12 protein-coding genes are annotated in these 14,631 nt (G+C 62.9%); 6 read left to right on the top strand and 6 right to left on the bottom strand.

The window, feature by feature from the left end:
- Positions 1-17: 17 nt before the first annotated feature.
- From QMK47_RS05465 to mreB, 6 genes are all read right to left on the bottom strand, one after another.
- Positions 18-3,821, bottom strand: coding sequence for a YhdP family protein (locus QMK47_RS05465; RefSeq protein ID WP_320389905.1), 3,804 nt, complete (start codon positions 3,819-3,821; stop codon positions 18-20).
- Between the two features lie 60 nt (positions 3,822-3,881).
- The gene (gene rng / locus QMK47_RS05460; protein WP_018613976.1) at positions 3,882-5,339 is read right to left on the bottom strand and encodes a ribonuclease G; all 1,458 of its coding nucleotides are present in this window, start codon (positions 5,337-5,339) and stop codon (positions 3,882-3,884) included.
- Positions 5,340-5,395: 56 nt separating this feature from the next.
- Entirely contained in the window at positions 5,396-5,992 is a 597-nt protein-coding gene (locus tag QMK47_RS05455; RefSeq protein WP_214511245.1) for a Maf family protein, read from the bottom strand.
- Between the two features lie 273 nt (positions 5,993-6,265).
- Entirely contained in the window at positions 6,266-6,754 is a 489-nt protein-coding gene (gene mreD / locus QMK47_RS05450; protein ID WP_003197820.1) for a rod shape-determining protein MreD, read from the bottom strand.
- Positions 6,751-7,902 (bottom strand): rod shape-determining protein MreC, encoded by a 1,152-nt coding sequence (mreC, locus tag QMK47_RS05445; protein WP_258691207.1) that lies wholly within the window; start codon positions 7,900-7,902, stop codon positions 6,751-6,753. Before mreC ends, mreD begins: the two co-directional genes overlap by 4 nt.
- A gap of 140 nt (positions 7,903-8,042) precedes the next feature.
- A complete protein-coding gene (mreB, locus tag QMK47_RS05440) occupies positions 8,043-9,080 on the bottom strand; it encodes a rod shape-determining protein MreB (protein ID WP_002555108.1) in 1,038 nt (345 codons plus the stop codon).
- A 214-nt stretch (positions 9,081-9,294) separates the two neighbouring features.
- Here mreB and gatC point away from each other — a divergent pair, with 214 nt between their 5' ends.
- From gatC to QMK47_RS05410, 6 genes are all read left to right on the top strand, one after another.
- Entirely contained in the window at positions 9,295-9,582 is a 288-nt protein-coding gene (gene gatC / locus QMK47_RS05435) for an Asp-tRNA(Asn)/Glu-tRNA(Gln) amidotransferase subunit GatC (RefSeq protein WP_003197816.1), read from the top strand.
- A gap of 16 nt (positions 9,583-9,598) precedes the next feature.
- Complete coding sequence (gatA, locus tag QMK47_RS05430) at positions 9,599-11,050, top strand: Asp-tRNA(Asn)/Glu-tRNA(Gln) amidotransferase subunit GatA (protein ID WP_106273656.1); 1,452 nt, start codon at positions 9,599-9,601, stop codon at positions 11,048-11,050.
- Between the two features lie 10 nt (positions 11,051-11,060).
- Complete coding sequence (gene gatB / locus QMK47_RS05425; protein WP_253471620.1) at positions 11,061-12,506, top strand: Asp-tRNA(Asn)/Glu-tRNA(Gln) amidotransferase subunit GatB; 1,446 nt, start codon at positions 11,061-11,063, stop codon at positions 12,504-12,506.
- Positions 12,507-12,697: 191 nt separating this feature from the next.
- Entirely contained in the window at positions 12,698-13,075 is a 378-nt protein-coding gene (locus tag QMK47_RS05420) for a septal ring lytic transglycosylase RlpA family protein (RefSeq protein ID WP_214511243.1), read from the top strand.
- Between the two features lie 49 nt (positions 13,076-13,124).
- Entirely contained in the window at positions 13,125-14,186 is a 1,062-nt protein-coding gene (locus tag QMK47_RS05415; RefSeq protein WP_320390511.1) for a calcium/sodium antiporter, read from the top strand.
- Positions 14,183-14,563, top strand: a complete 381-nt coding sequence (locus QMK47_RS05410; protein WP_003177973.1) for a carboxymuconolactone decarboxylase family protein — start codon at positions 14,183-14,185, stop codon at positions 14,561-14,563. Before QMK47_RS05415 ends, QMK47_RS05410 begins: the two co-directional genes overlap by 4 nt.
- Positions 14,564-14,631: the final 68 nt, after the last annotated feature.

The following is a 14,631-nucleotide window of genomic DNA, read 5'->3' as shown; positions in this document are numbered from 1 at the left end:
GGTTATCGCATCACCTGTCAAAACGGCTTGTCGAAGCTGATCTTCGGCTCTTTCCACGGCCCCTTGACGTCATATCTTACGCTGGCAAAGCGCGCTACGCGGTCACCGATCAGTTTGTCGATCAGAAACAGCGCCCCACCCACCGCCGGTGCGCCAACAATCAGCGCGGCGATCGGCAGGTTGTTGGTCACCGGCAGCGTCACCAGCAGCTTGGCGTCGACCCGGTCGGCCACCATGTCCAGCGTGCCATTGAGCTCCAGATTGCTCGACGGCCCGGTCAAGGTAATGGGTTCGCGGGTCACGTACACACCGTCGCTCGCCACCAGCAGTCCCTTGACCCGGTCGTAGCTCAGCCCCTTGCCGAACAGGTCGGAGAAGTCCAGGCGCAAGCGGCGGCCGATGGAGTTGAAGTTCAGCAGGCCAAATACCCGCAACGCCTGGGCACTGCCTTCGACTTCGACAAACTGGCCCTTGTTCAGCGACGCGTCGAGGCTGCCGGAAAAGCGCTTGGTGGCGACCCACGCTGGCGAGCCGGGCCAGCGGCCATCGACATCCAGGCGGAACGTCTGGCTGGTCACGCTTGGGGCATACCCCCAGCCCTTGAGCACGTCGCCCAGGTTCTTGCCGCCGATACGACCCTTGTACCAACTGCTGGTGGAACCGGGCGCCCCTTCCCAACCACCACTGCCGTTCAACACCATGCCCTTGAGGCCCATGTCCAGCTCGTTCAGCGCGATGCCCTTGGCGGTCGGGCGCACTTTCAACGACCACGCACCGATGAGATCAGGGCCCTGGAACAATTGGTCGATGGCAATATCCATGGCCGGGATTTTGCCGGGATCGACCGACGCCAATGGGTCCGGTGAGTTTTCATCCGCCTGGACCGTCGGGTCTGTGGCCGGCAGGCGCACATAATCAAGCTTGATCCCAATCGGGGTGGCCTTTGCGTCCGGCAGGCTGACATTGCCCTTGGCCTGCTGGCTGTCGAGCCGCAAGGCCCAGGCGTCCGGCTTGCGGTCCAGTTGCACCGATGCCTGGTCCAGGGTCGTGCCCATGGCGGTGAGCTTGCCGACAGTCAGATCGACGCTGCTGAGCAGTTGCTTGGCACTGCCGCCCGGATCCTGGCCCGCGTACTTGTTGACCAAATCCTGCCAGGGACTCACGTCCAGCTCCGACAGTGTGCCGCGCAGTCGCAGTCCCTTGGCCCCGGGCAGAACGGCATCGCCGGCCCCCAGCAACAATTCGCCACGACCATCGGCGACTTTCCCGCTCGGCGCGGCGTAAGTGAAATTGGCCAGGTCGCCATAATCGACCCAATAACGCCGCTCCGGCCCTTGCAGGGTCATGCGAAACACCGTGTCGCGCCCGACATCGGCGGCCATGCCGAAGGGTGCCGGCAGGTCCACCGCCACGCCCTTGAGGTTGGAGCTGACCGACAACTGGCTGTCGGCACCGTCGAGGATCACTTGCAACTGGTAAGGCACGACACCGGATACCGGCAACGGCTGGGTGACATTCAACCAACTGGTGAGTTTCTTGATCTCCACCTGCCCGGACGCCGCGACTCGTGTGTTGAGCGCCCCGGCGCGGCCTTCAGCGAAAATCTGTGCGGTCACGGGCCGGTCGAATGCCCGGGCACTGATGCCCTTGCCGCTCAAGCCCTTGTTGCTGTCGAAGCGGAAATCGCCCTTGAGTTGGGTCAGTTCCAGTGCCGGCTCGCTGAGCTTGAGACGGGCCTTGTCGGTGACGAAGTCCACCAGGATCTTCGGTTGCTCGCCTTTGACCAGCGGGATGTCGAGCTTGACGCTGCCTTGCAGGTCGCCCTCGCCTTCCCAGCCGGCGAATGTCTCGGCGGTCCCGATCGGCGCGGTCTGGAGGATTTTCAGACCGTCGCCCAGTCCGCCGGCGAACCCGCCGTCCAGAAACAGATGAACACTCTGCCCGCTGGGTACATGGGGAATGTTCACCGAAACATCCTTGACCTGGGTATCGAGCAATTGTCCTTGGCTGGCGAAGATGCGCACGCCGCTGTCTTCGACGAAGACATCGCCGCTGACCTTGCTGACCGAAGGCCAGCCCGGCTGGAACGCCAGTTCGGCGTCGTGCACCTTGAAAAACAGGCTGATACTGCGTGCCGCGTCTTCGGCACCGTGATTGAGCGAGCCTTGATACTGGAAGAAGCCCTCGTCCACCGCGCCCTTGACGATGGCCGTACGCAACCACTCATCCAGCGCCGGGCTGAGGACCGCCGGCAGGTACTTGGCGGTGTAGCGTCCGTCACCGTCCACCAGGCCGACCCGCAGGTCCATGTAGTCTTCCTGGCTATGGTCGAAATGCAGGCGGATCAGGAAATCGCCGGCAATCCGGCCCTCCTCGCCCAGCACCTTCAAATATGGCGCGATCAGGGTGAAGCCTTGCTTGTCGAGCTTCCAGGTCAGCCGGGCGTTGGCCTGCAGATACTGCCAGGGCTTGGCGAAAATTGGGTCCAGGTGCAGGGAGAAATCCTTGCTGTCCATGCGCAACTCGCCGCCACCGAGGTCGCCGCTCAGGCTTCCCGATACATTGCGTGCAGCCGGGGCGCCGCGATAGGCATCAAAGCCCACGGTGTCCAGGTTGGTGGCGAAGCTGATTTTCTGGTCACCGGTGTTCTGCGGCCGGTAGTCCAGCAGCACGTTGCGCAGGGCACCGGTCACCTTGAGACGGTCGATGGTCGTCGCCAGGCCTTCAGGCAACGGTGCCAGGGCATTGAGCAAAGGCGTAAGCGGGGTCAAGTCGAGGCGGTCGGCCTGCAGGTGCCAGCGCTCCTCGGCCTTTTCGGTGGCAGCACTCTGTTGCAGTTGCAGGCGCGATTCCCAGCGGGTTTCGCCCAAGTTCATCGCCAGGGAATCGAAGGTCGCGGTAAAGCCCTGGTCGCCACGCTGGAAATACCCATTGAGCGCCAGGTTATGGATCTGCACCGGCTTGCGCTCGGCGTAGGCACCCAGGATGTCAGGAGCGTTCAAGCGCATGGCCGCGCTTTGCACCGTACCGCCGCCCCAACTCAGCCAGAACTCGCCACCGGCCTTGATCCGGGAAAAATTCCATTGTTGGGTCAGGCGTTTGGGCAGCCATTTGGACCAGTCGCTTTGCGGCAGGCTCAGGTACGCATCGGCCTGGCCATTCTTCCAGTCACTGGCGCGGATACGGGTGCGCAGGTTGATCGCCAGAGGCTGGCCGTCAGGCAGGGTCAAGCGCACGTCCAGCCGTTGGCGGGTGGCGCCGGTGCGCAGGCTCAAGCCGACGTAGGTGAGGGTCAGCGGTGGTTGTTCGACAGGTTGCAAAGTCACCTGGCTATCGAGCAGCGAGAACTTGGCAACCACCTGCATGCGTTCGAGCAATTGCTGCGGATCGAGGGGCTGGTCGTCCTTCACCGGCAGGCCTTCCAGGGCCCACTTGCCGTCGGCGCCCTCCTTGAGGCTGATCTTCAGGCCGCTGACTTCCAGGTGGGCAATGCGCACCTGACGTGCCAGCAGGCTGTCCCACAGGTCAGGCACGGCTCGCACCTGATCCAGGTGCAAGGCATTGGGGCCTTCGCCGACCACCACGTCGCGCGCCGCCAGGATTGGCGCCAGGGCGCTCCAGCTACCGTCGAGGCTGCCGATGTGCACAGGCATGCCCAAGGCAGCGCTGGCCTGGGTCTCGACCTCGGCGCGGTATTCGGCTACCAGCGGGACCAGCTCGCGACCGAGGCTGACGTACAACGCCAGCAACACCAGCAGCAGGGCGCACAGCCCCAGCCCCCAGCGAGTCAGCGCCGCCAAAATGCGTGTCAGACGCTCCATGTCAGTGGGCTCCCCTGGCAAAGACGATCAAATCCGCGGGCCCGCCGCTTCCCAAGCTCTTCAGAGCAACACCACGTCGTATTGTTCCTGGGAATACATGGTTTCCACCTGGAAGCGAATCGTGCGTCCGATAAACGCTTCCAGCTCCGCGACATTGCCTGACTCCTCGTCGAGCAGGCGATCCACCACTTTCTGGTTCGCCAACACTCTATAGCCAGTCGCCTGGTAGGCGCGCGCCTCCCGGAGAATTTCCCGGAAGATTTCGTAACACACGGTTTCCGGGGTCTTGAGCTTGCCGCGGCCCTGGCAACTGCTGCACGGCTCGCACAGCACCTGTTCGAGGCTTTCGCGAGTGCGCTTGCGGGTCATCTGCACCAGGCCCAGCTCGGTGATGCCGATGATGTTGGTCTTGGCGTGGTCGCGTTCGAGTTGTTTTTCCAGGGTCCGCAGCACCTGGCGCTGGTGTTCTTCATCTTCCATGTCGATGAAGTCGATGATGATGATCCCGCCCAGGTTGCGCAGGCGCAGTTGCCGGGCAATGGCGGTGGCGGCTTCCAGGTTGGTCTTGAAGATGGTTTCTTCCAGGTTGCGATGGCCGACGAACGCCCCGGTGTTGACGTCGATGGTGCTCATGGCCTCGGCCGGGTCCACCACCAGGTAGCCGCCGGACTTGAGCGGCACCTTGCGTTCAAGGGCTTTCTGGATTTCGTCTTCGACTCCGTACAGGTCGAAAATCGGCCGCTCGCCAGGATAATGCTCGAGGCGGTCGGCGATTTCCGGCATCAGTTCGGCGACGAACTGCGTGGTTTTCTGGAAGGTTTCCCGGGAGTCGATACGGATTTTCTCGATCTTGGGGCTGACCAGGTCGCGCAAGGTCCGCAGCGCCAGGCCCAGGTCTTCGTAGATCACGCTGGGGGTGGCGATAGTCTTGATCTGCGCGGCGATCTGGTCCCAAAGCCTGCGCAGGTAGCGGATGTCCATGAGGATCTCATCGGCCCCGGCCCCTTCGGCGGCGGTGCGCAGGATGAACCCACCGGCTTCCTTGATGCCTTCTTTTTCCACGCAGTCGCTGACCACCTGCTTGAGGCGCTCGCGCTCGGCTTCGTCTTCGATCTTCAGGGAAATACCGACATGGGCGGTGCGCGGCATGTACACCAGGTAGCGCGACGGAATCGACAGTTGCGTGGTCAGGCGCGCGCCCTTGGAGCCGATGGGGTCCTTGGTGACCTGCACCACCAGGCTCTGCCCTTCATGCACCAGCGCGCTGATGCTCTCCACGGCCGGTCCTTCGCGCATGGAAATTTCCGACGCATGAATGAATGCCGCGCGGTCCAGGCCGATGTCGACGAAGGCCGCCTGCATGCCCGGCAGCACCCGCACCACCTTGCCTTTATAGATATTGCCGACGATGCCACGCTTTTGCGTGCGCTCGACGTGGACCTCTTGCAGAACACCGTTTTCAACCACCGCCACGCGCGATTCCATCGGCGTGATGTTGATCAGGATCTCTTCACTCATGGCAGGGTCTCGTTCAGGCATGTTCACGATTATGGCCGCATCAAGTCAGACGGCGCTCAGCGCGCGCTCAAGGTTTGCCAACAGGGTATGCCGAAATGGCCCAGTAGTTCTGCGGTTTCGCACAGCGGCAGGCCGACCACGGCTGAATAACTGCCTTCAAGCCCGGCGACAAACACCGCGCCCAGCCCTTGAATACCATAGCCGCCGGCCTTGTCCCGGGGTTCACCGCTGGCCCAGTAGGCCGCCGCTTCCTGTTCCGTGATCGACCGAAAGCGCACCAGGGTGCGCACAACGCGGGATTCGCAACGCTGCCCATCCAGTATGGCAATGGCGGTCAATACTTCATGTTCGCGACCGGACAGGCTCAAAAGCGTCGTCATGGAATCGGCCTGGTCCACGGGTTTGCCGAGAATTCGCCCGTCCAGTACCACAGCCGTATCGGCGCCCAGCACGCAGCCATCCATGCCGGCGTCCAGGGCTCGCCGACCCGCCTCGGCCTTGCCGCGCGCCAGGCGCTCGACGTAGGCCGAAGGGGTTTCGTGGTCCAGGGGAGTTTCGTCGATGTCCGCGCCGATGGCGGTAAAGGGCACGCCGATCTGCGTGAGCAGTTCACGCCGACGCGGCGAGCCTGAGGCGAGGTAGAGCGGTTTCATCAAGACATCTCCCTAACGCGACCGGCTTTTGTGGCCAAAGATTGCTCCCGCTGGGCTGCGCCGTAGGAGCTGTGTAGGAGCTGACGAGCGAAGCGAGGCTGCGATCTTGTCCCAGACAATTGAGTCGCAAGCGAAAGATCAAGATCAAGATCAAGATCAAGATCAAGATCAAAAGATCGCAGGCTTCGCCAGCTCCTACAGAGCCCAGCGGGATTCAATCTCTGGCCACAAGGATATGAGTCACCAAAAAAAAGTGTAGATATCCTGAGCGAATCAGTTGATTTTGAAACGCAGGCGCAGGCCACGCAAACCGAAGCTGACCCAGGGCCAGAGCAAGGCGCTGACCAGGGCTGGCAAGACCAGCGCCAGGGTCGGCTGGCGGTTGCCAGTCAGCGCGCTGAGCCACAACTGCACCAGTTGCGCCAGGCCAAAGATCACCAGGATCACCAGGCACTGCTGCCACATGGGGAACATCCGCAGGCGTTGTTGCAGCGACAGCACCAGGAAGGTGATCAGCGTCAGGATCAGCGCGTTCTGCCCCAGCAACGTGCCATAAAGTACGTCCTCGGCCAGACCCAGGCACCAGGCGGTGACCATGCCGACCTTGTGCGGCAAGGCCAGCGCCCAGAAGGCCAGCAACAGGGCCAGCCACAGTGGGCGCAGGATTTCCATGAACTGCGGCAGCGGCGAAACGCTGAGCAACAGGCCGATGGCGAAGGTCAGCCAGACCATCCAGCCGTTACCGGATTGGGTACTGCTCATTCTTCTCGTGCTCCCCTGGGGGCTGGCGCGGTGGCCGGCGTGGAGGCTGGCGGTTTGGCGGCGGGCCGGGCTGGTTGAGCAGGCTGCGCGGCGGGTGCGTGGGTGGCCGAGCGGGTCGGTTTCACAGCAGGCGCGGCGGGCGTGGTGGCCGGGGTTGCCGCCGGCGTGGTGGCCGGAGCCGCCGTCGCGGGTGCAGGCACTGGTGGTTTTGGCACCGTGGCAGGGACAGGCGCCGGCGTCGCTGTCGATGGGGCAGCCGACTCGCCGCCCTGGCGGTCCTGGGCTTCCTGGGCCACGGCAGCGTCATTGGCACGCTCTTCGGGCGTACGGTTGTCGCTGAATACCAGCAGCAGGTAGCGGCTGCGATTCAATGCAGCCGTCGGCACCGCGCGAACGATGGCAAACGGCTGGCCGGAGTCATGGATGACTTCCTTGACCGTTGCCACCGGATAACCGGCCGGGAAGCGCTGGCCAAGGCCGGAGCTGACCAGCAGGTCGCCTTCCTTGATATCGGCGGTATCGGCCACATGCCGCAGTTCCAGGCGTTCCGGGTTGCCGGTGCCGCTGGCAATCGCGCGCAAGCCGTTGCGATTGACCTGCACGGGAATGCTGTGGGTGGTATCGGTCAGCAGCAGCACTCGGGAGGTGTAGGGCATCAACTCCACCACCTGGCCCATCAGGCCCCGGGCGTCGAGTACCGGCTGGCCGAGAACCACGCCGTCGCGCTCACCCTTGTTGATGATGATGCGGTGGGTGAAGGGGTTGGGGTCCATGCCGATCAACTCGGCCACTTCGACCTTCTCGTTGACCAGCGCCGAAGAATTGAGCAGCTCGCGCAGCCGAACGTTCTGCTCGGTGAGGGCCGCCAGCTTCTGCATGCGCCCCTGCAACAGCAGGTTTTCGGTCTTGAGTTTTTCGTTTTCAGCGACCAGTTCGGTCCGGCTGCCAAACTGGCTGGCCACACCTTGCCACAAGCGCTGCGGCAGGTCGGTGATCCAGTAGGACTCCATCAACACCAGCGACATCTGGCTGCGCACAGGTTTGAGCAGCGTGAAGCGGGCATCGACCACCATCAGCGCGACCGAGAGCACGGTCAGCACCAGCAGGCGCACACCCAATGAGGGGCCTTTGGCGAAAAGCGGTTTAATAGGCCGCTCCTCCCAGGCAAATGTTTTCTTTATTCATACGGCATCAAACCGGCCTGGATACGAATGACAGAAGATAAACGCCAACGGGCAGCACTGCAAAGTGCTGCCCGGGAGCGAACAACATAGACGATCCAGCCAACTTATTCGCTGGAGAGCAGGTCCATGGTGTGCTTGTCCATCATTTCCAATGCACGGCCACCGCCGCGGGCAACACAGGTCAACGGGTCTTCGGCAACGATCACCGGCAGCCCGGTTTCCTGGGCCAGCAGCTTGTCGAGGTCACGCAGCAGCGCACCACCACCGGTCAGCACCAGGCCGCGCTCGGCGATGTCCGACGCCAGCTCCGGTGGCGACTGCTCCAGGGCGCTCTTGACGGCCTGGACGATGGTCGCCAACGATTCTTGCAGCGCTTCGAGCACTTCGTTGGAGTTGAGGGTAAAGGCCCGTGGAACGCCTTCGGCCAGGTTGCGACCGCGCACGTCGACTTCACGCACTTCACCGCCCGGGTAGGCCGTGCCGATTTCCTGCTTGATGCGCTCGGCGGTGGATTCGCCGATCAGGCTGCCGTAGTTGCGACGCACATAAGTGATGATCGCTTCGTCGAAACGGTCGCCGCCCACACGTACGGATTCGGCGTAGACCACACCGTTGAGGGAGATCAGCGCGATTTCAGTGGTACCACCACCGATGTCGACGACCATCGAGCCGCGGGCTTCTTCCACCGGCAGGCCGGCACCGATGGCAGCAGCCATTGGCTCTTCGATCAGGAACACTTCGCGGGCACCGGCGCCGAGGGCCGATTCACGGATAGCGCGTCGCTCTACCTGGGTGGACTTGCATGGAACGCAGATCAGCACACGAGGGCTGGGCTGCAGGAAGCTGTTTTCGTGAACCTTGTTGATGAAGTACTGCAGCATCTTTTCGCAGACGCTGAAGTCGGCGATCACGCCGTCCTTCATGGGGCGAATGGCCGCGATGTTGCCCGGTGTACGGCCCAGCATGCGCTTGGCTTCCGTACCGACAGCCACGACACTTTTCTGGTTACCGTGGGTGCGGATGGCCACGACCGAGGGTTCATTCAGGACGATACCGCGCTCGCGCACGTAAATAAGGGTGTTGGCAGTGCCCAGGTCAATGGAAAGATCGCTGGAAAACATGCCACGCAGTTTCTTGAACATGGGAAAGGGACCCTAGGCAACGCGTGGGTAAAAAAGTGCGGCAAACTCTAACAACGACAGGGATTTTGGGCAAGGCGCCAATATGTTAAATTGGCCGCTTTTCTGTGCACCAAACCCCGAAATCGCGGCCGTAAGACCGTAGAAATGCGGTAGTGTTCCGACAATCTAACACACGGACAGGTTACGTCCGTTTTGTTTTCCACTGGAGAATCCCATGGCGCTTGAACGCTCCGACGTGGAAAAAATCGCTCATCTGGCCTGTCTGGGCCTCAATGAAGCCGATCTTCCACACATCACTTCTGCCCTGAACAGCATTCTGGGGCTGGTCGACGAGATGCAGGCGGTCAATACCGACGGTATCGAACCACTGGCACACCCACTCGAAGCCAGCCAGCGCCTGCGCGCCGACGTCGTGACCGAGTCCAATCACCGCGAGGCCTACCAGTCCATCGCACCAGCGGTCGAAAACGGCCTGTACCTGGTTCCGAAAGTCATCGACTAAAGGGAAAGAGCCTCTCATGCATCACATGACCCTGGCCGAGATCGCCCGCGGACTCGCCGATAAAAAGTTTTCTTCCGAAGAGCTGACCCAGGTCCTGCTGGCGCGCATAGCCCAGCTCGACCCGCAGCTCAACAGCTTCATCAGCCTCACCCAGGAGCTGGCCCTGAGCCAGGCCAAGGCCGCCGACGCCCGGCGCGCCAATGGTGAAACCGGCGCCCTGCTCGGTGCGCCGATTGCCCACAAGGACCTGTTCTGCACCCAGGGCATCCGCACCAGCTGCGGCTCGAAGATGCTCGACAACTTCAAGGCCCCGTACGATGCCACCGTGGTCGCCAAGCTGGCCGCCGCCGGCACCGTGACCCTGGGCAAGACCAACATGGACGAATTCGCCATGGGCTCGGCCAACGAGTCGAGCTACTACGGCGCGGTGAAAAACCCGTGGAACCTGGAACACGTACCGGGCGGCTCGTCCGGTGGTTCCGCTGCCGCCGTGGCTGCACGCCTGTTGCCGGCCGCCACCGCCACCGACACCGGCGGTTCGATTCGCCAACCGGCGGCGTTCACCAACCTCACTGGCCTGAAGCCGACCTACGGTCGCGTCTCGCGCTGGGGCATGATCGCCTACGCCTCCAGCCTCGACCAGGGTGGCCCGCTGGCCCGCACCGCCGAAGATTGCGCGATCCTGCTGCAAGGCATGGCCGGCTTCGACCCGAACGACTCCACCAGCATCGATGAACCAGTGCCGGACTACAGCGCCAGCCTCAACGGCTCGCTGCAGGGCCTGCGCATCGGCGTGCCGAAGGAGTACTTCAGCGCCGGCCTCGACCCACGCATCGCCGAACTGGTCCACAACAGCGTCAAGGAGCTGGAGAAGCTCGGCGCAGTCATCAAGGAAATCAGCCTGCCGAACATGCAGCACGCGATTCCCGCGTACTACGTGATCGCCCCGGCGGAAGCGTCCTCGAACCTGTCGCGTTTCGACGGCGTGCGCTTCGGCTATCGCTGCGAGAACCCGGAAAACCTGATCGACCTGTACAAGCGCTCCCGTGGCGAAGGCTTCGGTGCCGAAGTGCAGCGCCGGATCATGGTCGGCGCCTACGCGCTGTCCGCCGGCTACTACGACGCCTACTACCTCAAGGCGCAGAAAATCCGTCGCTTGGTGAAGAACGACTTCATGGCCGCCTTCAATGAGGTCGACATCATCCTCGGCCCAACCACGCCAAACCCGGCCTGGAAACTCGGTGCCAAGAACAGTGACCCGGTCGCCGAGTACCTGGAAGACGTCTACACCATCACCGCCAACCTCGCCGGCTTGCCGGGCCTGTCCATGCCGGCCGGTTTCGTCGATGGCCTGCCGGTGGGCGTGCAGTTGCTCGCGCCGTATTTCCAGGAAGGCCGCCTGTTGAACGTTGCCCACCAGTATCAGTTACACACTGACTGGCACACCCGCACCCCAACCGGCTTCTGAGGAGAAACACATGCAATGGGAAGTCGTGATCGGGCTGGAGATTCATACCCAGCTCACCACCCGGTCGAAAATCTTTTCCGGTAGCTCCACCACTTTCGGTTCCGAGCCCAACACCCAGGCCAGCCTGGTGGACCTGGGCATGCCCGGCGTGCTGCCGGTGCTCAACGCCGAAGCGGTGCGCATGGCGGTGATGTTCGGCCTGGCGATTGACGCCGAGATCGGCCAGCACAACGTGTTCGCCCGCAAGAACTACTTCTACCCGGACCTGCCCAAGGGCTACCAGATCAGCCAGATGGAATTGCCGATCGTTGGCAAGGGCCACCTGGACATCGCCTTGGAAGACGGCACGGTCAAGCGCGTCGGTATTACCCGGGCGCACCTGGAAGAAGACGCCGGCAAGAGCCTGCACGAAGAATTCAACGGCGCCACCGGTATCGACCTGAACCGCGCCGGCACGCCGCTGCTGGAAATCGTTTCCGAGCCGGACATGCGCAGCGCCAAGGAAGCCGTGGCCTACGTCAAGGCGGTCCATGCGCTGGTGCGCTACCTGGGCATCTGCGACGGCAACATGGCCGAAGGCTCGCTGCGCTGCGACTGCAACGTGTCGATCCGGCCCAAGGGCCAGGTCGAATTCGGCACCCGCTGCGAGATCAAGAACGTCAACTCGTTCCGCTTCATCGAGAAGGCGATCAACAGCGAGATCCAGCGCCAGATCGAACTGATCGAGGACGGCGGCAAGGTCATCCAGCAGACCCGCCTGTACGATCCGAACAAGGACGAGACTCGTCCGATGCGCAGCAAGGAAGAAGCCAACGACTACCGTTACTTCCCCGATCCAGACCTGCTGCCGGTGGTCATCGAGAACTCGTTCCTCGACGAGGTGCGCGCCACCCTGCCGGAACTGCCGCCGCAAAAACGCGAGCGCTTCCAGGCGCAATTCGGGCTGTCGAGCTATGACGCCAACGTCCTGGCCACCAGCCGCGAGCAGGCCGATTACTTCGAGAAAGTCGTGAGCATCGGCGGCGACGCCAAGCTGGCGGCCAACTGGGTGATGGTCGAACTGGGCAGCCTGTTGAACAAACAGGGCCTGGAAATCGACCAGTCGCCGGTCTCGGCCGAACAACTGGGCGGCATGCTGGTGCGGATCAAGGACAACACCATTTCCGGCAAGATCGCCAAGATGGTGTTCGAAGCCATGGCCAATGGTGAAGGCAGCGCCGACGAGATCATCGAGAAGCGCGGCTTGAAGCAGGTCACCGACACCGGCGCCATTTCCGCCGTGCTCGATGAAATGCTCGCGGCCAACGCCGAGCAAGTCGAACAGTACCGTGCGGCAGACGAAGCCAAGCGCGGCAAGATGTTCGGCTTCTTCGTCGGCCAGGCCATGAAAGCCTCCAAGGGCAAGGCCAACCCGCAACAGGTCAACGAACTGCTCAAAAGCAAGCTCGAGGGCTGATTGCCATGGAGCCAGTCTTTGAATCTGGCTCAACCCCCTGTGGGAGCGAGCCTGTGGGAGCAAAGCTTGCTCGCGATGAAGACACCTCGATCCATCAGTGGACCGCGTTATCGTTCATCGCGAGCAAGCTTTGCTCCCACAGGCATTACTCCCACTGGCCAGCTCCCCTATCTGTAGTTGGAAAACCCTACATGAAGCGTCTCCTCGGCGCCTGCGCCCTGCTGTCCCTGCTGGCCGGTTGCGCCAGCCAGAGCGGGACGGTCGATCCACACGGCTACGACCAGACCGGCGTCGCCTCTTATTACGGTGCCAGGCACCACGGCAAGCGCACCGCCAGCGGCGAGCGTTTCGACCAGCACAGCCTGACCGCCGCCCATCGCCAGTTGCCGTTTGGCACCCGGGTGAAAGTCACCAACCTGAGCAACAATGACAGCGTGGTGGTGCGCATCAACGACCGTGGCCCATACTCCCGAGGCCGCTTGATCGACGTGTCCCGCGAAGCCGCCGAGCAACTGGGCATGTTGCGCAGCGGCACCGCACGGGTGCGCGTGCAAGCCCTCGACGATTGATAGACGGAGCCCGGCCATTTCCCTACTCACCGCCCTACCGTTGCTCAGCCTGATCGAATTGTTCGGCGCCCTGCTGTTGCTGATCGGCGGCGCCGAACTGCTGGTGCGCGCCGCCGTGGGCCTGGCGGCACGCTTGCAGGTACGACCACTGATCATCGGCCTGAGCGTCGTCGCGTTCGGCAGCAGCGCCCCACAAATGGCCGTCAGCCTGCAGGCGACCCTGGCGCAAAACGCCGATATCGCCGTGGGCAGCGTGATCGGCAGCAGCATCTTCAACATCCTCGTCACCCTTGGGCTGTCGGCGCTGATCATTCCGTTGCGCGTCTCGCGCCAACTGGTGCGCCTGGACATTCCGTTGATGATCGGTGCCAGCCTGCTGGTGTTCGTGCTGGCCTGGAATGAAGAGCTGACCCGGTTGGACGGCGTGTGGCTGCTGGTGGGCCTGGCGGTGTACCTGGGCCTGTTGCTGCGCCAGTCGCGGCACTCGGGACGGCCGCACACGGTGGGTATCGAGGTGACCCGGGGGTCGTGGCCCAAGAGCCTGGCGATGATCGTGCTGGGCTTGGCAATGCTGATTTTCGCCGGGCACCTGCTGCTGGGCGCGGCGGTGAAAGTGGCGATGGACCTGGGGCTTTCGGAGCGCATCATCGGCCTGACCATCGTTGCCGTCAGCACCTCGCTGCCGGAACTCGCCACCTCGTTGATCGCCGCCCTGCGCGGCCAACGGGACATTGCGGTGGGTAACGTCATCGGCAGCAACCTGTTCAACCTGCTCGGGGTATTGGGGATAACCGCCCTCGCCGCCCCCACGCCACTGTCGGTCTCACCGAACGCCCTGGATTTCGACCTGCCGGTGATGCTCGGCGTGGCGGTGCTGTGCCTGCCGGTGTTCTATTCCGGTTATCGTGTCACCCGCGCCGAGGGCTTGCTATTGCTGGGGTTGTACCTGGCCTATGGGCTGCACGTGATGTCCTTCACCACCGGCATGCCCCTGGCCGGCCAACTGGAACGGCTGATGCTGTTTTATGTACTGCCGGCCCTGCTCACGTTCTTGCTGTTCACCTCCCTGCGCGCCTGGCGCCGCCAACACCACAAGAGGGATTTGCCATGACCGACACTCCAAAGACCGGCCTGGACATGCGTCGCCAGGTCATGGGCGACGCATTCGTCGACCGCGCCCTGGGCAACGCCACCGAGTTCACCCAGCCATTGCAGGACTTCGTCAACGAACATGCCTGGGGCAGCGTCTGGAGCCGCGAAGGCCTGCCGCTGAAGACCCGCAGCCTGATCACCCTGGCCGCCCTCACCGCCCTCAAGTGCCCGCAGGAACTCAAAGGCCATGTGCGCGGCGCGCTGAATAATGGCTGCACGGTGGAAGAGATTCGCGAGGCATTGCTGCATTGCGCGGTGTACGCGGGCGTGCCGGCTGCGATCGATGCGTTTCGGGCGGCGCAGGAAGTGATCGATAGCTATCAGAAACCTGAGTGACTGTTAGATCGCTATCGCGAGCAAGCTCGCTCCCACAGGTGATTGCAATACACCCACAAGCCACTGTG

Source organism: Pseudomonas sp. P9_35, from assembly GCF_034008205.1.
In the GTDB taxonomy this organism is placed as follows: domain Bacteria; phylum Pseudomonadota; class Gammaproteobacteria; order Pseudomonadales; family Pseudomonadaceae; genus Aquipseudomonas; species Aquipseudomonas kilonensis.
Note: the sequence above shows the minus strand (reverse complement) of the source record. Positions and strands in the feature narration are given on the sequence as shown.

What these genes read in the sequence shown, in the direction of transcription:
- gatB (WP_253471620.1), top strand. Translation starts at nt 11,061, where the DNA reads ATGCAATGGGAAGTCGTGATCGGGCTGGAGATTCATACCCAGCTCACC.
- rng (WP_018613976.1), bottom strand. Translation starts at nt 5,339, where the DNA reads ATGAGTGAAGAGATCCTGATCAACATCACGCCGATGGAATCGCGCGTG.
- gatA (WP_106273656.1), top strand. Translation starts at nt 9,599, where the DNA reads ATGCATCACATGACCCTGGCCGAGATCGCCCGCGGACTCGCCGATAAA.
- mreD (WP_003197820.1), bottom strand. Translation starts at nt 6,754, where the DNA reads ATGAGCAGTACCCAATCCGGTAACGGCTGGATGGTCTGGCTGACCTTC.
- QMK47_RS05410 (WP_003177973.1), top strand. Translation starts at nt 14,183, where the DNA reads ATGACCGACACTCCAAAGACCGGCCTGGACATGCGTCGCCAGGTCATG.
- QMK47_RS05455 (WP_214511245.1), bottom strand. Translation starts at nt 5,992, where the DNA reads ATGAAACCGCTCTACCTCGCCTCAGGCTCGCCGCGTCGGCGTGAACTG.
- gatC (WP_003197816.1), top strand. Translation starts at nt 9,295, where the DNA reads ATGGCGCTTGAACGCTCCGACGTGGAAAAAATCGCTCATCTGGCCTGT.
- QMK47_RS05465 (WP_320389905.1), bottom strand. Translation starts at nt 3,821, where the DNA reads ATGGAGCGTCTGACACGCATTTTGGCGGCGCTGACTCGCTGGGGGCTG.
- QMK47_RS05420 (WP_214511243.1), top strand. Translation starts at nt 12,698, where the DNA reads ATGAAGCGTCTCCTCGGCGCCTGCGCCCTGCTGTCCCTGCTGGCCGGT.
- mreB (WP_002555108.1), bottom strand. Translation starts at nt 9,080, where the DNA reads ATGTTCAAGAAACTGCGTGGCATGTTTTCCAGCGATCTTTCCATTGAC.